23 protein-coding genes are annotated in these 25137 nt (G+C 72.2%); 12 read left to right on the forward strand and 11 right to left on the reverse strand.

All coding sequences use genetic code 11. The features are described 5' to 3' along the window. Window positions 1-9: 9 nt before the first annotated feature. Window positions 10-681, reverse strand: a complete 672-nt coding sequence (locus tag V1258_RS09515; RefSeq protein WP_329749416.1) for a class I SAM-dependent methyltransferase — start codon at window positions 679-681, stop codon at window positions 10-12. A 152-nt stretch (window positions 682-833) separates the two neighbouring features. On the opposite strand from V1258_RS09515, the gene V1258_RS09520 reads away from it, so the two are divergent. Beyond that, complete coding sequence (locus V1258_RS09520; protein ID WP_329749417.1) at window positions 834-2153, forward strand: acyltransferase family protein; 1320 nt, start codon at window positions 834-836, stop codon at window positions 2151-2153. A 9-nt stretch (window positions 2154-2162) separates the two neighbouring features. Here V1258_RS09520 and V1258_RS09525 read toward each other — a convergent pair whose 3' ends face one another. Beyond that, window positions 2163-5303 (reverse strand): DUF3427 domain-containing protein, encoded by a 3141-nt coding sequence (locus V1258_RS09525; RefSeq protein WP_329749418.1) that lies wholly within the window; start codon window positions 5301-5303, stop codon window positions 2163-2165. Further along, on the reverse strand, window positions 5303-5734 hold the full coding sequence (locus V1258_RS09530) for a (deoxy)nucleoside triphosphate pyrophosphohydrolase (protein WP_329749419.1): 432 nt from the start codon (window positions 5732-5734) through the stop codon (window positions 5303-5305). Before V1258_RS09530 ends, V1258_RS09525 begins: the two co-directional genes overlap by 1 nt. A gap of 238 nt (window positions 5735-5972) precedes the next feature. Between V1258_RS09530 and V1258_RS09535 the strand changes: the two genes are divergently transcribed. The 5 genes from V1258_RS09535 to V1258_RS09555 all read left to right on the forward strand — a co-directional run bounded on the left by V1258_RS09535 (window position 5973) and on the right by V1258_RS09555 (window position 12175). Beyond that, entirely contained in the window at window positions 5973-6221 is a 249-nt protein-coding gene (locus V1258_RS09535) for a hypothetical protein (protein WP_329749420.1), read from the forward strand. A gap of 140 nt (window positions 6222-6361) precedes the next feature. Continuing rightward, window positions 6362-8224 (forward strand): HSP90 family protein, encoded by a 1863-nt coding sequence (locus V1258_RS09540; protein ID WP_329749421.1) that lies wholly within the window; start codon window positions 6362-6364, stop codon window positions 8222-8224. After that, window positions 8221-10446 (forward strand): hypothetical protein, encoded by a 2226-nt coding sequence (locus tag V1258_RS09545; RefSeq protein WP_329749422.1) that lies wholly within the window; start codon window positions 8221-8223, stop codon window positions 10444-10446. The genes V1258_RS09540 and V1258_RS09545 overlap by 4 nt, the downstream gene beginning before the upstream one ends. A 59-nt stretch (window positions 10447-10505) precedes the next feature. Beyond that, window positions 10506-11504: a dihydroxyacetone kinase subunit DhaK gene (locus V1258_RS09550; RefSeq protein ID WP_329749423.1), complete on the forward strand. Its 999-nt coding sequence runs from the start codon at window positions 10506-10508 to the stop codon at window positions 11502-11504. 11 nt (window positions 11505-11515) lie between these two features. Beyond that, on the forward strand, window positions 11516-12175 hold the full coding sequence (locus tag V1258_RS09555) for a DAK2 domain-containing protein (RefSeq protein ID WP_329749424.1): 660 nt from the start codon (window positions 11516-11518) through the stop codon (window positions 12173-12175). Window positions 12176-12238: 63 nt separating this feature from the next. Here V1258_RS09555 and V1258_RS09560 read toward each other — a convergent pair whose 3' ends face one another. After that, window positions 12239-12889 (reverse strand): VOC family protein, encoded by a 651-nt coding sequence (locus tag V1258_RS09560; protein WP_329749425.1) that lies wholly within the window; start codon window positions 12887-12889, stop codon window positions 12239-12241. 217 nt (window positions 12890-13106) lie between these two features. Here V1258_RS09560 and V1258_RS09565 point away from each other — a divergent pair, with 217 nt between their 5' ends. Beyond that, window positions 13107-15539 (forward strand): helix-turn-helix transcriptional regulator, encoded by a 2433-nt coding sequence (locus V1258_RS09565; RefSeq protein WP_329749426.1) that lies wholly within the window; start codon window positions 13107-13109, stop codon window positions 15537-15539. Between the two features lie 76 nt (window positions 15540-15615). Here the strand turns inward: V1258_RS09565 and V1258_RS09570 are convergent, their stop codons facing one another. The 6 genes from V1258_RS09570 to V1258_RS09595 all read right to left on the reverse strand — a co-directional run bounded on the left by V1258_RS09570 (window position 15616) and on the right by V1258_RS09595 (window position 20506). Then, window positions 15616-16593 (reverse strand): LacI family DNA-binding transcriptional regulator, encoded by a 978-nt coding sequence (locus tag V1258_RS09570; protein WP_329749427.1) that lies wholly within the window; start codon window positions 16591-16593, stop codon window positions 15616-15618. 40 nt (window positions 16594-16633) lie between these two features. Beyond that, entirely contained in the window at window positions 16634-17797 is a 1164-nt protein-coding gene (locus tag V1258_RS09575; RefSeq protein WP_329749428.1) for a Gfo/Idh/MocA family protein, read from the reverse strand. Then, a complete protein-coding gene (locus V1258_RS09580) occupies window positions 17794-18609 on the reverse strand; it encodes a ThuA domain-containing protein (RefSeq protein ID WP_329749429.1) in 816 nt (271 codons plus the stop codon). Before V1258_RS09580 ends, V1258_RS09575 begins: the two co-directional genes overlap by 4 nt. Before the next feature lie 184 nt (window positions 18610-18793). Further along, a complete protein-coding gene (locus V1258_RS09585; RefSeq protein ID WP_329749430.1) occupies window positions 18794-19294 on the reverse strand; it encodes a DUF3592 domain-containing protein in 501 nt (166 codons plus the stop codon). Between the two features lie 9 nt (window positions 19295-19303). Continuing rightward, window positions 19304-19759 (reverse strand): DUF3592 domain-containing protein, encoded by a 456-nt coding sequence (locus V1258_RS09590; protein ID WP_329749431.1) that lies wholly within the window; start codon window positions 19757-19759, stop codon window positions 19304-19306. A 147-nt stretch (window positions 19760-19906) separates the two neighbouring features. Beyond that, the gene (locus tag V1258_RS09595) at window positions 19907-20506 is read right to left on the reverse strand and encodes a hypothetical protein (protein ID WP_329749432.1); all 600 of its coding nucleotides are present in this window, start codon (window positions 20504-20506) and stop codon (window positions 19907-19909) included. A 138-nt stretch (window positions 20507-20644) separates the two neighbouring features. Here V1258_RS09595 and V1258_RS09600 point away from each other — a divergent pair, with 138 nt between their 5' ends. After that, on the forward strand, window positions 20645-21448 hold the full coding sequence (locus V1258_RS09600; RefSeq protein ID WP_329749433.1) for a sulfite exporter TauE/SafE family protein: 804 nt from the start codon (window positions 20645-20647) through the stop codon (window positions 21446-21448). Here V1258_RS09600 and V1258_RS09605 read toward each other — a convergent pair. Beyond that, complete coding sequence (locus V1258_RS09605; RefSeq protein ID WP_329749434.1) at window positions 21411-22385, reverse strand: helix-turn-helix transcriptional regulator; 975 nt, start codon at window positions 22383-22385, stop codon at window positions 21411-21413. The genes V1258_RS09600 and V1258_RS09605 overlap by 38 nt on opposite strands. A gap of 79 nt (window positions 22386-22464) precedes the next feature. Here V1258_RS09605 and V1258_RS09610 point away from each other — a divergent pair, with 79 nt between their 5' ends. The 4 genes from V1258_RS09610 (at window position 22465) to V1258_RS09625 (ending at window position 25115) form a co-directional block, all read left to right on the forward strand. Continuing rightward, entirely contained in the window at window positions 22465-23112 is a 648-nt protein-coding gene (locus tag V1258_RS09610) for a hypothetical protein (protein WP_329749435.1), read from the forward strand. A gap of 9 nt (window positions 23113-23121) precedes the next feature. Then, on the forward strand, window positions 23122-23697 hold the full coding sequence (locus tag V1258_RS09615; protein ID WP_329749436.1) for an SRPBCC domain-containing protein: 576 nt from the start codon (window positions 23122-23124) through the stop codon (window positions 23695-23697). A 135-nt stretch (window positions 23698-23832) separates the two neighbouring features. Continuing rightward, a complete protein-coding gene (locus V1258_RS09620) occupies window positions 23833-24429 on the forward strand; it encodes a mycothiol transferase (RefSeq protein ID WP_329749437.1) in 597 nt (198 codons plus the stop codon). Window positions 24430-24485: 56 nt separating this feature from the next. Beyond that, window positions 24486-25115, forward strand: coding sequence for a DinB family protein (locus V1258_RS09625; protein ID WP_329749438.1), 630 nt, complete (start codon window positions 24486-24488; stop codon window positions 25113-25115). The last annotated feature ends 22 nt before the right edge of the window (window positions 25116-25137 follow it).

Raw genomic sequence — 25137 nt, forward strand, 5'->3', positions numbered from 1 at the left:
GGGCCGGGCTCAGCGCCGCCGCAGCACCACCACCGCGTCGAGGTGCTCGCCGGGGGCGCCGTCCGGCCCGACGGCCGGGCGGGGCCGGTCCTCGCAGGTCACGACCTCCCACTCTGCCGCGGGCAGGGCGAGCTGCTCGACCTCCTCGCGGGAACCGATCATCCGTGCCGGATGGTCGCTCGCCCAGGACGGCGGCGCGGCGTGGGAGACGAGCACCAGGTGCCCGCCGGGCCGCAGCACGGTGGCCGCGCGGCGCAGGATCGCGGTGCGCTCGAGCGCGACGTCGGACTGGAAGAACGAGGCGGTGACGAGGTCGGCCGACGACGGCTCCGGCTCCCAGGCCTCGAGGTCGGTCGCGGCGAAGGTCGCGGTGGCGAGCCTTCGCGCCTCCGCCTCGGCGCGGGCGCGGCCGACGGCGGTGGGGGAGATGTCGAGGCCCTGCGCGGTCCAGCCGTGCTCGGCGAGCCACAGCACGTCCCCGCCCTCGCCGCAGCCGAGATCGATCGCCTCGCCCGGGGTGAACGCGGCGACGACGGAGGCGGTGGTGGCGTTGACCTTCCCGGACCAGACGCGGTCGGACTCGGCATAGCGCTGTTCCCAGTGAGCGGTGGGGGAGAGGGGAGGGGTGCCGGGAGCGGCGGGGTGTCCCGGCGCGTGGGCGTGCTGGTGCTGGCGGGTCATGGGGTGAGGGTGGCAGACGGTGGCGCTGCGCGGAAACGGTGTTGCCGGGAACGGCAGTGCGGAGGGGGCTGCCGTGCGGCGTGCGCGAATCGGGGTAGATTGTCGCCACTTCCAGCGGCGCCGTCGCCGCCGGGAGCGGGGGAGGGGACCTGATGACGAGCACGCGACCCAGCCGCGCCGAGCAGATCGACGCCGCGACGCCCGCGAGCCGCAACCGGGTGGTCGACTTCCTGCGCGCCGCCGCGATCACCGTCGTGGTGCTCGGGCACTGGACGATCATCGCGGTCGACGCCGACGGCGGAATGCTGCCGCACGGCGTGCTCGACGGCGCGACCTGGACCCACCCGCTGACCTGGCTGTTCCAGGTGATGCCGATCTTCTTCCTCGTCGGCGGCTACTCCAACGGGCTCTCCTGGCGCTCCGCCCGGCGCAAGGACATCGGGTATGCGGAATGGCTGCGCACTCGCCTGCGCCGTCTCGGGATCCCGCTGATCCCGCTGCTGCTCGCGTGGCTGGTGATCGGGGTGGTCGCCGTCGCCGCGGGGGCGCAGGCGACCACCGTGCAGCTCGCCTCGCAGATGGCGCTGATCCCCACCTGGTTCCTCGCCGCGTACCTGATGGTGATCCTCGTGGGCCCGCCGTGCCTCAAGCTGTGGGAGCGCTTCGGCTGGTGGTCGATCGTGGGCGGCATCGCGCTCGCCGGCGTCGTCGACGCCGTGAGCATCGCGGCCGACCAGCCACTGCTCGGCTACCCGAACTACCTGCTCGTCTGGGCGGCGTTCCACCAGGTCGGGTACGCCTGGCTCGACGGTCGGCTCGCCGGCAGCGGCAGGCGTCTGCTGCTGGCCGGGATCGGTCTGGTGGGGCTGCTGCTGCTCGTGCTGGTGGGCCCGTACCCGGTCTCGATGATCACCGCCGGAGGAGACGAGATCTCCAACTCGAGCCCCACGCGGGTGACGATGGCGTTCCTCGGCATGCTCCAGGCGGGTCTGGTGCTGTCGCTGGAAAAGCCGCTCGAGGCGCTGCTGCGCCGGCCCCGGCTCTGGTTCGTCACCGTGCTCGTCAACCAGCGGATCATGACCTGGTTCCTGTGGCACCTCACCGTCATGGTGGGTCTCGCCCACCTGCTGCTCGCGCTCGACGCCCGGGCGCTTCTGCCCGAGCCGCTCAGCGGCCTGTGGTGGGCGACGCGGCCGCTGTGGGTGCTGGCGCTGCTCGCGCTGACGGGGCTGGTGGTGCTCGTCATGGGCCCCTTCGAGACCCCGCGGGCCGACGACCGCCCGGCCCCGCCCCTCTGGAAGCCGCTCGCCGCCGCGGTGTGCGTCATCGCGGGGCTCGCGGTCATGGCGAACGTGGGCGTCGCGGGGGAGGGCGGCGTGACCTGGTGGTGGCCGCTGCTGCCGGTGGTGGGGTTGTGGGGGTTCGGGGTAGTCGCGGTCGGGCGTCGCCGGGGCGTCATCGTTCCGACCTGACCAAGTTGCTCACGCCACCGCCCGGGCCTCCATGAACAGATCGACCGGCATCGTTCGGTCCAACTTCCATACGATCTGCATCGGTCGCGTCCCCGTCGCGTGCTGGAACTGAGCCGTGCCGAGGCAGGTGTAGGGCTCAGTCCCGATGTCGCCGGTCTTCGCACGCCGCACGAAGAGGACGACGCTCGAGCCGCGCGACGAGTGGTTGATGTATCGCTGACCGGTGGGGCTGTCCGCGCTGGTCGTGCTCTGCGACTCCCAGTGGAATAGCTCCTGGTTGATGGCGAAGTCCCGGTACATCGTCGTGGGGGAGTAGTCGGCTTCCGACTTCTTGAGCGTCACCAGGAGGGCGTCAACGCCTAGCGCGGGAAGCCACTTCACCCCCTCACGGATTGACCCCGGAGTTCCCCTATCGAGAGTGCCGAGGCCGAAACCCGCGAGCAGTTCCTCTCGGGAATACCGCGCATGAGAGCGCAGCGGCGAGCGAGCTGCGGATCCGCGGAGCGACTCAGGCAGAACGCGCGACGCTTGCTCCTGGTACGCCAGGAGATTCAGCATCTCTGCGACCACCTGGGGGGATGAGCGGATGGTTTCCAGCCCCGCTCGGACGCCCTGCTCGCCCGCTGGCCAGAAGGAGAAGGCCAGCATGGCCGCGTAGAGGTCTGTCTCGACGTCGGGTGGAAGCGTCGGTGTGGTCAGCAAGCGACGGTAGGCGCGAATCCGCTCGGGATCGTCCACATGCGTGAGGGTGCCGACTCGGCGCAGGAGGGCGTCCGCCTCGTCCGAGAATCCCTCGTGGATGGAGGCTGGGAACGCCCAGTCGACGAGTGCGGACCACGACGCCGATCTCTTCTCTCCAGCGAGGCTACGGGTGCCGGGCGCGTACACATCGGCGAGCGATCGCTCGCCGGACGTCAGGTACGACCCGAGCGCGTATTCGTTGGGGGCCACGTTCTCGGGCTTGTGCTGGCGCACATCGGCGACCAGATCCCGGGTCGACAGTTTGAGCTGTTTCTTAACGTTCGACAGAACGATGTCTTGTGCGACGCGGTCGAAGACGATCTGCGTCCCGGGAGGGAGGAAGGGGAAGCCGTCACGGATGCTGCGCTCGAGCTTGTTGCGCGAGAGCCCAGTGAGGGCTCGGTACTTCAGGTCGAACCGGAAGTTCTCGTTTTGCAGGCCGACGAAGTCGAGGACGGTGAGCACAGCCTTGTTCTCCGCTCGCCGCAGGCCCCGGCCGAGCTGCTGCAGGAAGATCGTGGCTGACTGCGTCGGACGCAGCATGAGGACGGTATCGATCAGGGGAATGTCGAGGCCCTCGTTGAAGAGGTCGACGGCAAAGAGGCACACGATCTCGCCACTGCGAAGCTTCGCCAATCCCTCCCGGCGCTCGTCCGATCCGGAAGCACCGGTCAGAGCACGCGAGGGGAGACCGGCACGGGTGAAAACGTCGGCCATGTAGTGAGCGTGGTCGACGCTGACGCAGAACCCCAAGGCCCTCATCCGAAGGGGATCGGTGACCTTGTCTCGCACAGCATTCAGTACCTTGCTCGCCCGCGCATCGTTGCCGGTGAACGCCGAGTTCAACTGGTCGATGTTGTATGAGCCGCGAGCGAAGCGGACACCACGAAGATCTACGCCGTCGGCGATTCCGAAGTAATGGAACGGGACGAGGAGATCGGCGCTCAGGGCGTCCCAGAGCCGCAACTCGCTCGCCACACGGCCGTCGAAGAACGCCTGCGCCACATCGACCCCGTCGGCCCGCTCAGGAGTCGCCGTCAGGCCCAGCAGTTCGCGCGGCGTGAAGTAGTCGAGGACCTTCCGGTAGGTCGCTGCCTCGGCATGATGGAACTCGTCGATGACGATGACGTCGAAGTGGTCACGAGCCCACCGCTCCAGCTCACCTGGCTGCTGCAGCGACTGGATCGACGCGAAGACGTGGCGGCGGCGGAGAGGCTTGTTGCTGCCGACGAAGAGCTCCCCGAAGGCTCCGTCTTTGAGGACATCGCGGTAGGTCCTCAGGGACTGTTCCAGAATCTCCTGGCGGTGCGCGAGAAAGAGGATCGTCGGCTGGTCGTCCTCCGACGCCCGCAGGCGCTTGTAGTCCAGCGCCGCCACCACGGTCTTGCCGGTCCCCGTTGCCGCGACCAGCAAGTTGCGATGGCGGTGGTGGACTTCCCGTTCCGCCGAGAGGTCATCGAGCATCTCGATCTGATGCGGGTACGGCCGCACATCCAGATGGCTGATCGACAGGGCTGCCGAGGGGGCGCGGCCATTGTTCTTCGCGAGAAGCGCGTCGAGGTACTCGGCGTCGGTGTCTGGGTCGTACGGAGCGAAGGCCGCGTCATCCCAGTACGTCTCGAAGGTGGACTCGAACTTGTCGACCAGGCTTGGAGTCGCGAGATGGGACAGGCGAACGTTCCACTCGAGCCCATCAACCAGAGCAGCGCGGCTCATGTTGGAGCTGCCGACGTAGGCGGTCGTGTAGCCACTGGCCCGATGGAACATCCACGCCTTCGCGTGGAGGTGCGTGGATTGGGCGTCGTAGTTGACCCGCACCTCGGCGTTCAGCGAGCGCACGAAGTAATCCAACGCCTTTCGGTCGGTGGCGCCGATATACGTCGTCGTGAGCACACGAATGGGCACACCACGTTCTGAGGCCTCGCGCAGCGCTGACTCGAGCACCCGAATCCCGCTCCATTGCACGAATGCACACAGCAAATCGATGCGATCAGCGCTCGCCATTTCGAGGCGCAGCTCCGACCCGAGTTGGGGGTCCATCCGGGAATTGGTGAAGAGGGCGACGTCGCTGAGAGGCGTCGAGGGACGCGGCATCAGAGGTGCCTCGGGGGCCGTCACCGACGTGAGGAGCCGGGGACCCGGAGACACAGAGGGATCCGGCACTGCGGCGGGGAGTGCAGAGAGCACCCGGTTTGCGAGCGCGATGCGCTCTTCACGTGGAGCGATTCTCAGCGCCTGCTCCACGGTCCGTGCGACGTGCTGAGTAAGGATGTGCGCGACATCAGCATCGTCCACGTCATCGGTCGGCGTGAGGAATCCGCGCGCCTCCGTCGACCTTACGGCGTCGGTCAGGCCGGTGGTGAGGAGCAGTTCGTAGAGCCCTGGATCGAGGGCCTGCTTTGCCTCCATCACTCCGCCTCGGAGTTGTGTCGAAGAGAAATCAGCCGCTCGGGCAAGTCCGCGAGCAACGGAACATCTCCCGGCGCCCATTGCAGTGACGACAACTCAGCGAGGGGGACCCACTGCATCGCGTCGTGATCGCTGCTGGCGGAAGGGTCGTCGCCCTCGAACTGTGCGGCGTAGCAGGAGAGCTCGATACGTGCGGTGCCGACATTGCTCAGGCTCCGGTCGACGAAAGGGCCGACGGTGACGTCGACTCCGAGCTCTTCCCTCAGCTCGCGTCGCAGAGCGGCCTCGGGAGACTCGCCCGGCTCCACCTTGCCGCCCGGGAACTCCCACAGGCCACCAGCGCTCCGGTCGGCGTTGCGCCGGGCGGCGAAAACGGCGCCGTCACGTTCCACGATGGCCCCAACGACGCGGATGACTGGACTTTCCCCCACGGTTGCTCCTTAGCAGTTCACCGACAGTGTTGATCCTACGGACGGCTGCCGACGAGTGCGCTGAGCACTCACGAGACCAAGTTCCTGACGACGGGCGGAAGCAGAAGGGCTCACCCTCGGGCTGTGGGCAGGGAGGGCCAGCGTTGACATCGGGCGAGCGTTACCTACGACCCCTTGCTACCCACCCCATCACCGGCGAGAGTGGCACCACCACCCCGCGCTCACTCGGAGGCCCGACATGCCCCGCACCCCGCAGCCGTCCGTCCTCTCCTACCGCTCCGAGGGCTCGGTCCTCTCGATCTGCTCGGAGAACTCGGTGCTCTCGATCGGGAGCGTCGGCTCGGTGCTGTCGATCGGTTCGATCGGATCGTTCGCTTCGGTCTTGTCGATCGGCTCGGCCGTCTCGGCGGTCGCGATCTTGTCGTGGCTGACCGCCGGCGGAGTCATGACGGCCGCGCAGGTCTGCGGGCGCCACGCGGAGCGCTGACGCCGCGGCGAACGCCCAGCGCCCCGCGGACCCCCTAGATCTCGGTGAGCCCCCTCGCCGAGGTCAACGCGTCCGCGTGGGACGCTCGTCGTCCCGACGACATCGGCCTATCGCCCCCACACCCCCCGTACCCTTCCCCCATGCCGCCCGCCACGGAGAACTTCCAGGTCGACCTGCGGGGGATCGTCGAGATCCTGTCGCACAACCTCTACTCGAGCCCGCGCGTTTACGTGCGGGAGCTGATCCAGAACGCGCGGGACGCGGTTGTCGCGCGCGGTGGGAGCGATGAGCACGGAGCTCCGTTGCCGCCGATCGAGCTGGTCGTCGACCCTGCCGCGGGGGCGCTCACGGTGCGCGATCACGGCATCGGACTCACCGAGGCGGAGGCCCGCAGCCTGCTGTCCACCATCGGCGCGTCCAGCAAGCGGGAGGAGCTCGCGGCGGCGCGGCGCGAGTTCCTCGGCCAGTTCGGGATCGGCCTGCTGTCCTGCTTCCTCGTCGCGGACCAGATCGAGGTGACCTCCCGCAGCGCCCGCGACCCCGAGGCGCGGACCATGCGCTGGGTGGGTCGCGGCGACGGCACCTTCACGGTCACGGCCGCGCCGGAGCAGCTTGCCGAACCGGGCACCGAGGTGCGCGTGCACGTGCGCCCTGACGAGGTCGAATGGGTCGGCGCCGACCGCGTCACCCGGCTCGCCCGCGAGTACGCGAGCCTCCTCACCGTCCCGATCACTGTGGCCGTCGCCGGCGACCCCGCCCCACCGACCGTCGTCAGCGGGAACACCGCCCCCTGGGACCTGCCCGAGCCCGCCGCCGCCGGCTGGTGCATGGACGCCTTCGGCTTCACCCCGCTCGCGAGCATCCCGCTGCACGTGCCGATGCTCGGCGTCCGCGGCGTCGCCTTCGTGACCCCTCAGGCGACGCCCGGCCGGGGACGCGCCGGGGACCGGGTGTTCTCGCACGGCATGTCCGTCGCCTCCGACAACACCCAGCTGGTGCCCGAATGGGTGGCCTTCGCCCGCGTCGCTCTCGAGGCGGGATCGCTCGGCCTCACCGCCTCCCGCGAGTCGCTCCACGAGTCCGGCTCCCTCACCACCGCGCGCGAGGAGATCGGCCGGCAGATCCGCGCGGGCATCGAGCAGCTCGCCGCCGGGGACCCCGCGGTCTTCACACGGTTCGTCGACGTGCACGGGCAGAGCCTCATCGCCCTGGCCGTCGCGCACGAGGAGATGCTCGAGTTCGTCGCCCGCCACCTCACCTGGGAGACCAGCGCCGGTCTGCTGCGCCTGGTGGAGATGCCCTCACGCATCACCTTCACCACCGACGACCGCGAGTTCTCCACCTATGCGCCGCTGGTGCAGGCGCAGGGCGGGCTGCTCGTCAACGGCGCCTACACGCACGGCGCGGCGATGCTGCGGGCGTACGGGGAGTCGCAGACCCGGCTGACCGCGCGCGCGTTCGAGCTGACGCGGCTGCTGGAGGACCTGCCCGAGCCGCGCGACGAGGACGCGGGCCTCGCCGAGCGGATCGGCGACGCAGCACGGGCCGTGCTCGACCCGCTCGGCGTCGCCGTCGACGTGCGGGCCTTCCGCCCGGCGACCCAGCTCGTCCTCCATGTGCCGGGCCGCGCTGCCGGTTTCGTGTTCGAGGAGGCCGACGACGACCCGTGGGCCGACCTGCTCGGCGGCGGAGCCCCCGTCGGCCCCGCACCCCCCGTCGACCCCCGCCCGGCGCTCGTGCTGAACCTCCGCGGCGAAGCGGTCCGCGCCCTCGGCGGCCGGCTCGCCCCGTCGGCCCGGGACGGGGCGATCCGCGCCCTGCACCTGCTGAGCCTGCTCCAGGCCGGCATCCGCCTGCACGCGGAGGAACAGGCGGGGCTGGCCGTCGCCCTGGAGACGCTGCTCCTGGCGGCGGCGCGCCCCGAGGACCGCACCACCGAGGACCGCATCACCGAGGATCGCTGCACCGAGAACGACACCACCGACGAACGGGGACGAGCATGATCCGGTACGACCAGGTCGCAGGACTCACCGGCGAGCAGGCCCAGCGCGTGCGCGCGCTCATCGACCGCAGCAGCGAGCTCTGGGACATGCCCGATGACCTCGGCACGGTCCGCGCCTGGGAGGAGCAGATCGCGGCCTGCGAGGCGGAGGGCGTGCCCCACCTCGCGGCCAGCGGACGCTTCGGCCAGTACTCGATCTACAGCACGGGCGGCAAACCGGCGGAGGCCCTCGACGCCTATGCGCGACTGATGCAGATCGTCGGCCGCTACGGCGACCACATCCACCCCGAGAACCTGAAGCGGTTCCTCGGCTCGGTCGCCAGCCTGGTGGTCACCGTGGGGGAGGACCCGTCCGTCCCGCGCGCCCAGCTCGAGCGCGTCGTCGACCTCGTGGAGAGGCCGACGATCGCGCACGGCTTCGACCTCTCGAACGTGACCCTCGCGCGGGCCCTCCTCGCCGCCGGGTTCGGGGAGCCGGAGCGCGCCATGACTCTGCTGGACCAGTGGCAGGGCATCGGCAGCCCCGAGTGGCCCCCCTTCGACGCCAACACCGTCACCTTCGAGATGATGATCCTCGAGGGCGTCGATCCCGGGCTGGCCGCGGCGACGCTCGCCCGCCGGTTCACGGCGATGGGCGTCCCGCCCGGACCGATCGACGTGGACCGGGACGACCACACCCAGCTCGTGCTGCTGCGGACCACGTTCGGCTCGCTGTCCGCGCGGGCGGGGAGGTGGGACGTCGCCGCCCGGATCGGCGACGAGCTGCTCGACCAGTTCGGCATCGAGCGCCTCATCCGCTCCACGGAGATCGAGGACCTGCTCCTGGTGGTGGAGCATCGGCCGGAGGAGGCCCGACTCGCCGCCGACTTCGGCCTCGAGAACAGCCGGCTCGACCACGTCGACTGGCAGCTCCAGGCCGCTCTCGCCCGCAGCCGTTCCCTCGAGGAGCCGGACGGCGAGGAGGCGGCGCTGCTGCGCGCGCTGGCCACGGAGGCCGCCGCGGCGCACGACGCCCGAGGCGGGACCGACGTCCACACCCGCGAGCTGCAACGCTTCTGGTTCGCCGGCCTGCCGCCCGCTGCGATCGCCGACGGCGACGGTCCCGGGGCCGACGCCGACCCGCAGGACCGGGCCGAGCGGATCCTGCGCGCGGGGTGGATCCCGCGGCGCACCGCGCCCGTGACGCTCGATGCCGTTCCCATCTCGCTCACGGACCGCTACGTCGAGCTGCACGAGCTGTCGATGTCGATCCTGGAGGCCGAGTCCGCGGAGGAGGCCGAGGCGCTCGTCGCCGCCACGATCACCCGTGCCCGCGAGCTGAGGTTGCCGATGGCGGAGTTCACCGCCCACCTCATGCACGCCTTCCACGCCTATCAGGCCGGCGACCACGAGGCGATGGTGCTGCGCTACCCGCGGGTGCAGAGCGCCCAGAGGGCCGCGCCGGACGGCATCGAGCCGGCCCTCGAGAAGGCCGCCGCGGGGCTCTTCGTCCCGGTCGTCCTCACCGCCCTGGATCTGCCCTCGATCACGCTCGAGCGCATCGCGGAGATCATCTCCGCGGAGACGGAGTTGCGCGCCGTGACCGGGATGCCCACCACGCCGCTCGCCGTGGCCGAGCTCGCCCGCGCGGCCCACCTCGGACGGAGTACGGAGATCGGCCCGCGGCTCGAGGAGGTCCGCTCCCGACTGGCCGCCGAGACGAGCGACGTGGACCCCTTCGACGTGCACCTCGACCTGGCGCGGATCCTCGCCCCGGTGGATCCCGGCGCGATCCCGGAGATCGCGGGCGGCGTGCTGAACCGCTCGCACGACCCCGCGCAGCAGCGGCCGGCGCACGCCTGGCTGACCTGGTCCGCACTCCGCGCGGGGAGGTCCGCGGAGGAGTACGTCGCCGCGGTCATCGCGCAGCTCGAGACGGTCGACCGGGACCTCGAGGAGTTCGGGGACCTGCCGCGGTCGGTCCTGCTCGAGGTCGCCTCCCACGATCCGCGGGCGCGGGGCTGGGTGCTCGAGGTCGCCCTCGCCGACGCGACCCCGGGGGACCCGACCCACCTCGACACCTTCGCCGGCGCGGCGCGCCTCCTGCTCGACCACGCACCGGCGGACGAGCGCGGCCCGCGGCTGCGCGAGGACGCCCTCCGGATCGCCGCGGCCCTCGATCGCCGCAACGGCAGCACGGTGCAGTCCGCGCTGCTGCGGAAGCGGTTCTTCCCGGAGGGGTGAGGGACCGCGCGCCGCGTGCTAGGGTCGGAACCGAGCATCCGCCCGCCGGAAGGACCACCATGCGCCGCAGCATCGTCAACGACCCCGACCAGCTCGTCCCGGAGGCGCTCGAGGGGTTCGTCCTCAGCCATCCGGGACGCCTCGCCTTCGACGTCGAGCACCGCTTCGTGCGCCGGGCCGAGCCCGCACAGGGGAAGGTCGGCCTCGTCTCCGGGGGCGGCTCCGGTCACGAGCCGCTGCACGCAGGCTTCGTCGGCCCCGGGATGCTCGACGTCGCGGTCGCCGGCGCCGTGTTCGCGAGCCCCACCGCGCTGCAGGTCCTCGAGGCCACGAAGGCGGCGGACTCCGGACGGGGCGTCGTCCAGATCGTCAAGAACTACACCGGCGACGTGCTGAACTTCCGCATCGCCGGCGAGATCAGCGGCGACGACCAGGTGGAGACCGAGATCGTGCTGGTCGACGACGATCTCGCGACCGAGTCCGCCGACGGCGGCGGGCCGGGCCGCCGCGGCACCGCAGCCACCGTCATCGTCGAGAAGATCTGCGGGGCCGCCGCCGAGGAGGGTCAGGACCTCGCCGCGGTCGCCGAGGTGGGGCGGAGGGTCGCCGCCTCCGCGCGCACCATGAGCCTGGCGCTCGCCGCCGGCACCCACCCCGGCGACGACGAGCCGCAGTTCACGCTCGAGGCCGACGAGGTCGAGCTGGGCGTCGGGATCCACGGCGAGCGCGCCGCCCGCCGCGTCCCCTTCACCACCGCCGACGGCCTCACCGACTTGCTGCTCGACCCGCTGCTCGAGGAGCTCCACCTGGAGCGCGGCACCGAGGTGCTCGCGATCGTCAACGGGCTCGGCGGCACCTACCCGCTCGAGCTGAACCTCGTCGCCCGCCGACTCCACCACCGCCTCCGCGATGCGGGGATGGCGGTGGGCCGCAGCCTCGTCGGCTCCTACGTGACGAGCCTCGACATGCACGGCGTGTCCCTGACGCTGCTGCCGTTGGACGAGGAGCTGACCCGCCTGTGGGACGCGCCCGTGACCACCCCTGCCCTGACCTGGTGAGGAGCACACCGATGACTGTTCACGCCCTGCCCGATGCCCTCGGCCGCACGTTCGTCACGACCCTCCAAGGGGCGCTCGAGATCGCCGCGCCCGCGCTCGGCGACCTCGACCGTCGCGCCGGAGACGGCGACTTCGGCGACAACGTCCGCACCGCCATGAAGAACCTCGGCCGCGAGCTCGAGGGCGCGGAGCCCGCCGACTACCGCGGTTGGGTCACCGCCGTGTCCCGCGCCTGGCTGGGCGTCGGCGGCACGTCCGGCCCGCTGCTCGGCATGTTCTTCCGCGATCTCGCGAAGGCCGCCGACGACGGGGCGGTCCCCGACCTCGCGGCGCTCACCGCCGCGCTCGCCGCCGGCCAGGCCGTGATCCAGAAGTACGGCGAGGCCGAGGTGGGGGACCGCACCATGGTCGACGCCCTCGCCCCGGCCGTCACGGCGCTCCAAGAGGCTGGAGAGTCCGAGGCAGGGCCGGCCCTCGCCGCCGCTGAACGGGCCGCGGTCGAGGCGGCCCGCGGCACCGCCGAGCTCACCGCGCGTCGCGGACGCGCCAGCTACGTCGGCGACAGCGCGCAGGGCGTGATGGACCCCGGCGCCTGCGCCATGGCGCTGGTGATCGGGGCGCTGCGGGCGGCGGCCGACGGGGGTGAGGTCGACACGGACTGGATCGGCTGAGGGCTCGACCCTCCGGTTCGGTCCGCGCCGCCGACCCTCCGCATCACCCCGCCGCGCTGGCCCTCAGATCGTGATCTCGCGCCCGTCCTCCGTGCGCAGCACCAGCTCGAAGCGGCTGCCCTGGCCCTCGCGGATCTCGGCGAGGGCGTCGCCGAGGCCGAGCGCGGCGGTGGCCTCGCGCAGCGGCTCGGGGTTGACCTCGATCCGGGCGAAGGAGACCAGCTCGATCGTGGGGAGATCGCCGAGCCCGGGCTGGTCCGCGGTGCCCCAGTCGATGAGGAAGGGCAGGCCGTAGTTCACCGGCGGCGGGGCCTGGGTCAGGCGCCATTCCAGGGTGTCGCCGGACGGGGTGGTGCGCGAGAGAGGCTGCGGGTCGCCGAGCTCCACGCCGCCGGCCCGTGCCGCCGCGACGACGCCGTCGAGGCCGCCGGGATGCGCGGCGTAGGTGATCAGCGTCGGCTTCCGCAGCCGGTGGATGTTGAACAGCTTCGGCAGCGCCTCGCCCTCCCGCTCCGGATCCGGGCCGACCAGCTCGAGGTAGTGGGGCCGGCGCTCGCCGCCGACGGTGAGCGCGACCAGCGCGTTCGCGGTGCCGACAGGGTGGCTCCCACCCGGCGCGGCGGTCACGCCGGTGAGATCGCGGAACCAGCCGACGAGCTCCTCGAGGGACGGGCCGGCGATGACGATGTGGTCCAGCAGCGGGGGAACGTTCATGCCCCCGACGATAGCCCTCGCCGTCGCACCGTCGCGCCGGACCGTTCCTCCCCACGCCCACCCGTCCACAGCCGCGAGGCGCGGCCTGTTACGTGTCAGTGCCCCGTGATGCAATATCACTTCAGGGGCTGAGACCTGTGCGGACCCGAGCTGGACCTCGGGCCCACAGGCGAACCCCGCGTCGGCTGATCCGCGGGGGAACGAGGGGAGGGTGCGCGTGCTCCATCGTCGACTGCTCGATGCGCTCGACGCCGCCTCCTCGCTGCTGTTCTTCGAGGCGGTGCCCGGCAGCGGTCGGTCCACCGTGCTCCACCAGTGGGAGAGCCAGGCGGTTCCGGAGTCGGGCGAGATCCGGCTGCTCTTCGACGCCCGCCACATTCCGCGGCATCGGCCCGAGCGGTTGCAGCTGCTGCTGACCGCACTGCGGCACAAGTTCGGGGAGAGCGGCGGGGAACTCTCCCTGGACGAGGAGCGTCTCCGCGACAGCACCTTCCGGATCCTGCGCGATCTCGGCCGGCCCGTCTCGATCGGCATCCTCGAGGCCGATCACCTGCCCGTCGAGATCTTCGACGCCGCGCTCACGCTCCTCCCGGCCGGTGTCCGGCTGCTCGTCGTCGGTGTGGACATGTCCCCGCTCGTCCGCCGGGCCGAGGAGCTGGGCCACTACTTCACGATGCTCGGGGAGAGCGATGCCCAGCTCACCCTCGAGGAGACCCGCGCCCTCGTCGCCGAGCGCGGTGTCGAACTGTCCGAGCAGGCCGCCACCGCCCTCCGGCGGGCCACCCACGGCCACCCCGGCATGATCCTCACCAGCCTCGACGCTCTGCCCGTCGACGCCGACGCAGGCCTGCTCACCCGGGACCGGGCCCTCGGCGCCTACCTCATGGTCGGCGCCGGGAACTGGGGGCCGGCTCCCTTCGCCGCCTTCCTCGGCCTCGTGCTGCAGACCCCGCGGATCACCACGCGCGAGGCGGAGGCGCTCGGCGACCCCGCCACCGCCGCCCGCTACCTCGACCGGATGGTCGCGCTCGGTCTGGGGACCCGGGTGTGGCACGACGGCCTGCGCATGCGGGTCTTCCGCTGGGACCGGTCGATCCGTCAGATGCTGCTGCACTCGGCGCTCACCCGCTCCACCCCGACCCTCGAGCTCGACCATCGCCTGGTCGAGGCCGCCCGCCGCACCGGCGACCACGAGCTGCTGGTCACCGCCCTGGTCTCCCGCGGGGAGCTCGCTGAGGCCGAGGAGCTGCTGGCGGAGCAGATCTGGGACGTGCTGCCGGATGCACTGTCCTCGCTGTGGGCGCCGCTGCAGCGGATCAGCCCGCTCTCCCTCGAGGAGCATCCGTCTCTGCTGCTCGCCCGGCTGCGGCTCAGCCCGCACCGCGCGGAGTCCCCGGTCTCCCTGCGCGCTGCGCTGCGCGCCCTGCGCATCCACCTCGAGACCACCGGGTCCGACGCCCCCTGGGACCGGATGGGGCACCTCGCCCATGCCTTCGCCCTCGCCCTCTACGCGGGCGAGCGCGAAGGGATGATCGAGGTGTTCACCCGGCTGCGGGCCCTGATCGCGGACCTCTCCGGCACGGAGGCCGCCGAGGCGGCCCGTCCCCGAGATGTCTGCGTGCTGCTGCTCGTGGTCGACACCGCCTTCCGCAGCGGCAACGCCATCCCCGCCGCGGAGATCGCGCGCTTCGCCGTCCAGGTGATCGAGACCGATCCGGCCCGGCTCGATCCGCGCGGGGTTCGCACGGAGTCGGCGCTGCGCGTGATCCTCCACGACCATCGCGCCCGCGGACTCGAGGACGGCCTGGACCCCGAGCCCCTGCTCGCCGGGTCCCAGCGCCTGCACCGCGACGTGGACGTGCTGGCCGCCGCCATGTGCTTCATGTGGGAGGCGATGGACGCGGGCGAGTTCGAGGCGGCCGACGCATACCTTCAGGCCGCCACCGAGCGCCTCCCCGATCCCGAGGGGCTGCCGCTGCTGCAGCTCATGCGCGCCCACATCGCCGTCTACCGGCAGGCCCCGGCGAAGCTCGCGACCTACGCCAGCGCCTACGAGCGCGCCACCCTCTCCGTCCCCCAGGACTTCGCGCAATCCGGGCACAGCCAGATGCAGCGGATCACCGACTTCCTCGCCCGCCAGCTGGGCCGGCCCCTGCCGAGCCCCGGCTTCCTGCCCGCCAGCCCGGTGCCCGGGCGGCCGTTCTACCCGCGCACCGAGTTCACCGTGCTGCTCATGGAGAGCCTCTACGCGCTGCGCGAGGGCCGGATCCCCAGCGTGCGCGTCGCCCTCGCGAAGGCCACCGCCCTCATTCCACGCCGTGACCTGGGCCTGTACGTGCTCAGCCATGCGACCGCCGCGGAGGTCTCCGAGCTGGTGCGCATCTCCCAGGAGGTGCCCGGGGGTGATTCCCTGCGCCTCGAACGGGCGATGCGCTACGCGGGGCACTTCGCGCGCCGCCCCTTCGAGCTATCGGATCGCGAACGGGAGGTGCTCGAGCTGCTGCGCCGTGGCGCGACCAATCCCGAGATGGCCGAGGCGATGTTCGTCTCGGTGAACACCGTGAAGTCCCACCGGCTCACCCTGATGCGGAAGCTCGGCGCCTCCAACCGGGACGAGGCGCTCGCCGCCGCCGATCACTGGCGGCTCTGAGCCCGACGCCGCAGCCGCGACCACACGACCCGCCCGGCGGGACAGCCCTGCCGACCCGCCCGGCGGGGCAGCGCCGCTACCCGGCCCAGGCGGGCGGGAGCAACGTCGTGCGCGGCTCCGCCCCCGGCTCGCGCAGCAGCCGGACCAGCTCCCGCACCGCGAGCGCGCTCACGTCGGCCTGGCGCGGAGTGAGCCGGGGCAGCGTGGCGACCGGGCCGCCCACCCCGTCCAGGGGCTGGTCGGCGAAGGAGATCACCACGCGGTCCTCACGGCCGAGCCGCCCCGCGAGGGCCAGCGCGAACAGCAGCTCCTGCTCCTGCGACAGCCCGAACAGAGCGGTCCGCCCCCGGGCCCCGTCGAACGACGCATCAAGGGCGACCACCTCCTCCGGCGTGCCCGGGGCGATCACCACCTCGAGCTCGGTGGGCGCCGCGGCCCGCAGACCCCGCAGGAAGCGGGAGACGTCGTTGCGGCGGCTCCTCTCGTCCAGCTGCCCGAACAGCAGCAGCCGCGCGCAGCCCGCCGCGAGCGCGCCCTCGACGACCTTCGCCCCGAGCAGCTCGAAGTCCAGGTCCACCACGGACGCCCCCGGCATCTCGTCCGGCTTGCCGAGGGACACGCAGGGAAGCCCCGAGGCCGCCACCGCGTCCAGCCGCTCGTCCTGCCGCGAGATCTCCATCAGGATCAGCCCGTCGCACAGACCGGTGCCGGCGACCCGCCGCACCCCGGCGGCGCCCTCGTCGGCCGTCACCACCAGCACGTCCAGGTCGAAGCGGCGGGCCTCCTGCGAGATCGCGACCAGGAACGGCATCGGGCCGGCGGGGCGGGGCGCGGTGGCCGGGACCATCAGCCCGATCACCCCGGAGCGGCGCGAGCGCAGCGTGCGCGCCCCCGAGTTCGGGTGGTAGCCGAGCTCCTCGATCGCTGCCTCGATGCGCCGCCGCGTCTCCTCGGAGATGGGCCGTGCCCCGGTGAGGGCGTAGCTCACGGTGGACTGCGAGACACCGGCCAGCCGCGCCACGTCCTGGCTCGTCGGCGCCGCCCGCTTCACCACCGCTGCTCCCCGCTCTCCGAGGAGGCCCCGGCTCGTCCGCTCACCCGGCCCGCAGGCCGCTCGCGCCATCCTCCCATCGCGAGAGCGCCGTGCTGACGGCCTCCGGGCCGGGCATCTCGCGGGCCTGCGCGAGCGCCTTGTCGAGCACCTCGGCGAGCTGGACCGTGCGGTCCTCGTCGGCCGAGCGGACCGCCGCCTCGACGATCGCCTGCGTCCACACGTTCCCGTGCACCTCCCCGGCGGGCACCGGCCCGCCGCGCAGCGCGGCGCAGAAGTCGGCGAGCGAGCCCGCGAGCTCCCAGCGCTCCGCGGCCGACGGCGCCGCGCCCTCGACGGTCTCGCCCTCCGCGGCGACGGAGCGCGGGACGGTCTCGCCGTCCCAGGTCACGGTGCCGCCCGCGCAGCTGATTCGCCAGTCGCCGTTCCAGCTGGTCTCCTGGCCGGGCGAGCACCAGGAGCCGGTGAAGGCGTGCACCGCGCCCGAGTCGTAGGTGACGTGCACGGTCGCCGCCGCATCTCCCGCGTACCAGCTCCACGAGGGGTTGTGGGAGATCGCGCGGACCGCGACGGGGCTGCCCTCGATCAGCACCCGCGCCGCGTCGAAGGCGTGGATGGCCATGTCCACGATCAGCGGGTGGCGCATCTCGTCGCGGAACCCGCCGAAGTGCGGCGCCTTGAAGAAGCGGGTCGCGACGATGCCCGCCCCGCCGAGGGCATCGGCCAGGCGCCGCGCCTCGTGCAGGTGCGGGTTGTACCGGCGGGACTGCGAGACCATGAACAGCTTCCCGCTCGCTTCGGCGTGCCCGGCGAGCGACACCGCCTCGGCGAGGGTCGCCGCGCACGGCTTCTCGCCGAGCACGTGCAGGCCGGCCTGGAGGGCCGCGGCGGTCACCGTGTGGTGCGCCTCTGGCACGGTCACGTCGATGACCGCCTCCGCGACGGTCGCGAGGGCGATCTCGGTCCCGTCGGTGCCGACGGCGATCCGCTCGCGCGCCGACGGGTCCTCGATCATGTCCTGCACGGCGCGTTCGGCCGCACCGGGCACGACGTCGGCGACGCCGACGAGCCGGGCCGCGTCGGAGTCGAGCACCGTGCGGATCCAGGCACGGCCCATGCCGCCCGCGCCGACCACGACGACGGGGACGCGAGAGTCCGAAGGGTCGGTGGGGCGGGCGAGGCTGGAGGAAGAGAGCGCCTCGGTCATGAGGTCTTCCCCGCGGCCTCAGCATCGCCCACGCCCTGGCCGCCCTCGCCGGAGAGGAACCAGTCGGTGGGATAGCGGTCCAGGAACGGGACCTCCCGCTCGGGGCTCGCGGGCCGGGCCCAGGAGACGCCGTTGGCGATCACGCGGCGCACGTCGCGGTGGTGGTAGACGGGATAGTCCTGGTCACCGGGGGAGAAGTAGAAGATCTTCCCCTTGCCGCGACGGAAGGTGCAGCCCGAGCGGAACACCTCGCCGCCGCTGAAGGACGAGACGAAGATCAGCTCGTCCGGGGTGGGGATGTCGAAGTGCTCGCCGTACATCTCCTGCTCGGGGATGACGATCGGATGCGGCACGCCCTCGGCGATCGGGTGGGTGGGGTCCACGGTCCACACCAGCTCGCGATCGGACTCGTTGCGCCAGCGCAGGGTGCAGGTGGTGCCCATGAGCTTCACGAAGATCTTGCTCCAGTGCCCGGAGTGCAGCACCACCAGGCCCATGCCGGAGAGGACGTGGCGCTGGACGCGGTCCACGACCTCGTCGGACACCTCGCCGTGCGCCATGTGCCCCCACCAGGTGAGCACGTCGGTCTGGGCGAGCACCTCCTCGCTGAGCCCGTGCTCGGGATCGTCCAGCAGGGCGAAGCGGGTGGTGACGGAGTCGCCGAGGTTCTCGACGATCCCGTCGCGGATCGCGGAGTGCATGCCCTCGGGGTAGTGGCCGCGCACGCGCTCGTCGCGCTGCTCGTGGCGGTTCTCGCCCCAGACGGTGACCCGCAGGGGGTTGGTAGCGGGGGACGGGTGGACTGTGGTCACAGGGGCCTCTTCCTCGAGGAACAGATGGCGGCGGTCGGCCGATGGAGGGTGCGTCGATTCGAATCGACGCGACATCGAGGATGATGTTTCCATGTCCGCGCGGAGCGGCGCAAGGGGGGTGCGGGGGAAGCGCGCGGGGTAAGTGTGGCGGCGCAGAGGGTGCGGGGGTGGCGTGCCCCGCGCCTCAGAACCAGTCCGTAAAGCGGTCGAAGGTGCCGAAGCTCGAGACCATCGGCCACACGCGGCTGAGGAAGAACACGCTGACTGCCACGACCGCCAGCGAGATCCCGATCCCCTTGAGCGGACGGACGGGGGAGAGGGCGCGGCCGTTCTGCGGCGCGATGAACCGCTCGGGGCGGTCCCGGTTGTAGAGGACGTCGACGGTCATCCCGCTGCGGTCGATGGTGTGATGCTCGGCGACCCAGGGGTTCGCGCGCACGGTCCGGCCACGATCCGAGGTGAACTCGATCGTCTCGATCATGTAGGTGACGCTGGAGCTGTCGCCGCGGCCGCTGTAATGGGACTGCGAGGAGATTACGCGCCCCTGGGCCTTCTGGCCGGTGGCGGCGAGACGTCGACCCCGCAGCAGCTCGACCACGGCGGTGAGGAGCCTCCACAGAGCGCCCAGCAGCATCACGCCGGGGATGACCAGGAACATCAGCGGGAGGAACTGAACTGCGGACATGAGCCCTCCTCAGCCCAGCGAGCCGAGGACCCAGCTGAGCCCCCAGATCACGAAGATCGCGCAGACGAGCAGGAGGACCACCGGGCGCAGCGGCGAGACCTTCAGCTCGTCGAGCGGTGCGATGAAGCTCTCCGGCTGTGCGGGATCGAAGTAGACGACCACGGAGGCTCCGGAGCGGTTGGTGCGGCCGACGTCCGAGAGCACCGGGTTCCCGCGCACGGTCCGCCCGTCGGCGGTGGTGAACTCGATGGTCTCGATGAGCGTGACCGTCCTGCTGCTGCCGACCGAGTCCGAGTTCCGGGTGACCTTCCGGAACACGGAGACCACGCGCCCCTCGACCTGGGTGCCGCTCTCGGCGAGCCGCTGCGAGGTCCTCAGGTTGCGGAACGCCGGGATGCCGAAGCGCGAGGCGGCCGCGAGCATCATGAGCCCGCCCAGGATCTTCATCAGACTGAACGCTTCCACAGCGCAACCCCTCGTCTCGTGCTGGTCGACTGCGTCGGCGCCCCCTCGGCACCGGTCGACGAGCACCGACCTTACCTGCTCACGGGGTCACGGCCGGACGGAGCCGGCGGGTGTGGCCGGGCGCCGGAGGCGAGACCCGGCATCGGTTCAGCGACGGCCGCGACGGTTCAGGTGCAGACCCAGCAGCACCGCGGCGACCTGCACCAGGCCCACCCCCGCGGCGACCATGCCGAGGATCCCCGCCGCCAGCAGCACCCCGAGGCCCGGTCGCGGCAGCCGGTCCGCCTCGAGCGGCACCGGCTGATCGGTGAGATCGGCGGGTTCGCCGAGGCGGTCGGTGAGCGCGCCGCGGAGATCCTCCGGGGCGTCCCGCGGCAGGGCGCACCAGGTCGTGGAGTAGGAGCCGTCGCCGCCGGACCCCCACAGCAGCAGCGGGGTCCCCGGCTCGATGCGGCCCAGGCCGCAGGCCGTGATCGCCGAGGACGTGCGGAGCCGGATCGTGCGCGTCTCCTCGCCCTTCCACACCGTGTCGACCACCGCGTAGTACGTGACGTCCCCCGCGATGTCGGCGATCTCGTGCTCGACGGTGACGTCCGCGATGAGGTCCGCCGCCTCGATCGCCTCGTCGAGGTCGTAGCTCATGCAGCTGCAGGCGTGGGCCGCGGGCGCCGCGACCAGCGAGACCAGCAGCAGCCAGGCCAGCATGACGAGCAGCGTTCCGCCGCGGCGCACCCCCGTGATCCCCATGCACCGAGGATAGGGAGGGCGGCCGACGCCCGCCACCCCTGGAGCACCCTTCGGCCCCGGATCTCCCGCGCCCCATGACCTCCCGCACTCCCGGACCGCACGTCGGGGCCGGAGCGGGCGCTGGTAGCGTCGGCGCTCGTGCCAGATCTCGCCGCCCTGATCCCCGCGCTCGGCCCCGCCACCTGGGCGCTGGTGTGCGCCGGGGCGCTCGTGGTGGGCCTGTCCAAGACGGCCATGCCCGGCGGCGGCACCATCGCGGTGGGACTGTTCGCGCTGGCCCTGCCGGCGAAGGAGTCCACCGCCGCCCTCCTGCTGCTGCTCATGGTGGGGGACGCGACCGCGCTCTGGGTCTACCGGCGCGAGCCCGACGTGCGCACCCTCGTACGGCTCATCCCCAGCGTCCTGATCGGCGTGGTGCTGGGGACCATCTTCTTCGCGACCGTCGGCGGGGAGACCGTCCGCACCACCATCGGCGTGATCCTGCTGGCCCTCATCGCCGTGACCGTCTGGCGCCGTCGGACGGCCCGCCGGAAGGAGCTGCGCGCCGCGTCGGCCGATACTGGGTCTGTGCGGGCGGAGCCCGCTGCCCCGGCGCTCGCCCGCGCCGGCTACGGCGTGCTCGGCGGCTTCACCACCATGGTCGCCAATGCGGGCGGGCCCGTCATGTCGATGTACTTCTACGCCATGCGCATGCCGGTGCTGACCTTCCTCGGCACCTCCGCGTGGTTCTTCGCCGTGGTCAACGTGATCAAGCTGCCGTTCTCCGCCGGGCTCGGCCTGATCACCCGCGACACGCTCGCCATGGACCTGATGCTGGTGCCGCTGGTCCTGCTCGGCGCCTTCGTCGGTGCCCGGATCGCGCGGCGCATCCCGCAGGGGATCTTCGAGAAGGCCGTCCTCGTGCTCACGGTCGTCTCGGCGCTCGCTCTGCTCGTGCTGTGACCCCGTCCGCCCAGCGGCCGAGCCCCCCGATGATCTCCAGCAGCTCCGGCGGCTCGATCACCTCGAGCTCCTCCCCGAGCAGGGCGAGATGCAGCGCGGTCCAGCGCAGGTCGTCGTCGCCGGCGCGCAGGATGCAGGCGTCCGGACCGTCGGGCTCGAGCGTGACCGAGCGAGCCGAGACCTGCGGGGCGATCCGCTCGTACGGGGCGAGGATCCGCACGGTCACCGACCGCTCGTAGCCGCGCACCGCGATCGACTCCCGCACGTTCTGCTCGATGTCGCCGGCGTCCCGCGGCGTGAAGGAGAAGGTGCTCGCGGAGACCTCGTGCATCCGGTCCAGGCGGAAGGTGCGCCAGTCCTCCCGCTCCAGGTCGAAGGCGTAGAGGTACCAGCGGCCCTCCATCGACAGCACCCGATACGGCTCCAGGCGGCGCTCGAAGCGCTCGCCGTCAGCCCGCTCGTAGTCCACCCTCACCCGCACCCGATCCCGCACGGCCGACGCGAGCGTCACCAGCACCTCCGAGCTGGCGGCCGGTGCCGCGTTCGTGATCACGCCCATCGCGTCCGACACCGCCTGCACCTCGGCGCGGACCTCCGGGGGCAGGATCCGGTCCAGCGCCGCGAGGGCGCGCAGGGCCTCCTCGTCCAGTCCGCTGATCCCCGAGACGGCCGTGAGCCGGAGCCCCACCGCGACCGCGAGCGCCTCGTGCGCCCCGAGCAGCAGCGGCGGCAGCTCGCGGCCGGCGCCCAGCTGGTAACCGCCGCCGTGCCCCGCGGAGGTCAGCACCGGGTAGCCCATCTGCCGCAGCCGGTCCACGTCGCGGCGGACCGTCCGCACAGTCACGTCCAGGCGGTCCGCCAGCTCCGGGCCCGTCCAGACGCTGCGGGACTGCAGCAGCGCGAGCAGCCGCAGCGCCCTCGTGGTCACATCGCCCATGCCGCCAGTGTGCGCCCCCGGGCGGACAGATTCCGTCCGCCCAGCCCCACGGCGATGCGCGATGGCGCACCATGTGGGCATGTCCTTCGACGTCGTGCCCCTCGACCTCCTCGCCGTGACCCTGATCGCCGTGCTGACCGCGCTCCCCGTCTCGGTGCCGCTCGCCGCCGGGGCGACGGCCGGCCCGCAGGAGCGCTGGAACGCCGCGGGACTCGCCCTCGGTGGCGGACTGCTGCTCGGCGTGCTCGGCGCGATCGTGTTGCTCCTCGCCGGTGAGCTCGCCCTGGCCTCGCTCCTGGCCCGCCTCGCGCAGGTCCCGGGCCTGCTGCTCCTGCTCACCGCGGCGGTCCTCTCGCTGCTGCGGGTCCCGCAGCCGACGCTCCCGCGGGTGCTCGGATTGATCGGCTGCCTGCTCGTCGGGCTCGGCGAGCCGCTCCAGGTGCTGCCGGCGCTGGGCGGGATCTCCAGCTCGGCGCTGGTGCTGATCGTCGGCGTCGTCGCCGAGGCCGTGGCCGTGGTGGTGATCGTGGGGCTGCTGGTCGCCGTGGCCTCCCGGGTCGAGTCGTTCGTGGGCGGTCTCGCCGTGGGCGGCGCCGTCGGAGCGCTGGTGCTGCTGATCGCGCTGCTGCTGCCGCACGGGATCGGGGTGATCGTCCAGGTCGTGCTGATCGTCCTCGGCGTCGTCGCGGGCGTCGTGCTCTCGGCGATCCGCTCCCGCGCCGCGTAGCCTGCGGGCATGGAGATCACCGGAGCCCTCACCGCCGACGGCACGGACCTGGTCCTGGTCCGTCACGTCCCCGCAGCCCGCGCCGAGGTCTGGCGCCATCTCACCGAGTCCGAGCGCCTCGCCGCCTGGTTCGGGACCTACACCGGCGATCCCGCGAGCGGGACGGTCCAGGTGGCCATGACCGCCGAGCCGGGCGACGACGTCGCCTCCGAGTACACGATCCACGCCTGCACCCCGCAGGAGCTGCTCACGGTCAGCTCCGCCGCCGGCGAGGGGACCTGGCGGCTGTCGCTCGAACTGGCCGACGGGGTCGACGCGGCCGACGGGGCCGACGCGGCCGACGGGGCCGGGCCGAACGCTGCGGCGCGCTCGGCGGGCGGCGGCACGCGCGTGGCCCTGCGCCACCACGGCGTCCCCCGCGAGATGGTCGAGAACATCGGCCCCGGCTGGGAGTGGTACTTGGACCGCCTCACCGGCGCGGTCACCGGCGACGACGTGCCCGGGATGGACGTCTGGGACGCGCAGTACATGAGCCTCGCGCCGGCGTACGCCGAGCTGGCGGCGGGGGAGCGAAGCGGGGACTGAGCGGGGACTGAGCGGGGCGGGACGCAGCGGACAGGACGCACGCCCTCCATCGCGGACACAATCTGTCCGCCCGGCAGGGGAACCTGGGTGCTGTCAGCGCGACTCCTCGCGACAGATCCTCGGAAGGATCCCGCCATGCCGTTCCTCACCCGCAACGTGTCAACCGAGGCCGATGGCCTCGCCGCCTTCGGTTCCCGGCAGGTCCAGCAGATCATCACCACCCTGCACGCGCTGGATCCGCAGCAGCTGCGCGCGACCCCGAGCGCCTCGGAACTGAGCGTCGGCGCGATCGCGAACCACGTGATCGCGGTGGTCGACGGCAACGCCCACGAGATCGAGCGGGCCACGGCCCGTGCGGCCTCGGCCGCGGTCGGCGACGAGGCGGTGATCCACGGGTCCGGTGAGGTGGCAGAGGATCTCAGCGATCCCTCGCTGAGCGTGCCCGACGGGGCGAGCGCCGCCTCGCTGAGCGACGCGCTCGAGCTGGCCGGGACGCGCCTCGAGGCGGCCTTGCGCGCCGCCGACCTCGACGCCCCCGTGCCGACGCCCGACGCGCCCTGGTACACCGGCGCCGAGGACTGGAACGTGCGCTGGCTCGCGCTGCACACGATCGAGGAGGTCGCCCGGCACGCCGGGCAGGCCGACGTGATCCGCGAGAGCATCGACGGCAAGGGCGCCTACGAGCTGAACGCCCTGACCGACGGCGAGACCTGGCCGCCCGCAGGCTGGTGACCCCGTCGGCCGGCGAGTCGACCGCCCCCACCCCTCCCCGGACCGAAGGAGTCCTGATGACCTCCGAGACCACCGCCCCCGAGACCCCCGACGGGCGCGGACCGCGAGGCCTCGACGGCGACCTGCCCACCGTCCTCATCGACCAGATCGAGTTCCATGTGCGGGCGATGTTGCGGCCGCGCCTCGAGGGGCTCACCGATGAGGAGTACTTCTACGACCCGACCGGGACCGGCCATGCCTGGACGGTCCATCCGCGCGTGCCCGAGGGGCGGGAGGCGCCCACGTCGATCCAGGGCGGAGGCGGCGCGATGGCTATCGACTTCGAGCATCCCGAGCCGAGCCCCGCACCGTTCACCACGATCGCCTGGCGGCTGGGCCATGTGATCGTCGGCGTCCTCGCCGCCCGCAGCGCCTCCCATCACGGCGGACCACCCGCGGACTACATGACCTGGGAGTACGCCGCCACGGCCGAGGAGGCCCTCGCCCAGTTCGACGCCGAGTACGAGCGCTGGATCACCGGCGTGCGCCGCTGGGACGCGGAGGATCTCCAGGTCGCCGTCGGCGAGGCGGAGGGGCCCTACGCCCAGTACTCCCGCGCGACCCTCGTGGCCCACATCCACCGCGAGCTCATCCACCACCTCGCCGAGATCGCGCTGCTGCGGGACCTGTGGGCGCACCGGGGGTGAGGGTGCGGCTGAGCCTGTCGGC

The organism is Brachybacterium sp. J153 (assembly GCF_036311905.1).
Taxonomy (GTDB): domain Bacteria; phylum Actinomycetota; class Actinomycetes; order Actinomycetales; family Dermabacteraceae; genus Brachybacterium.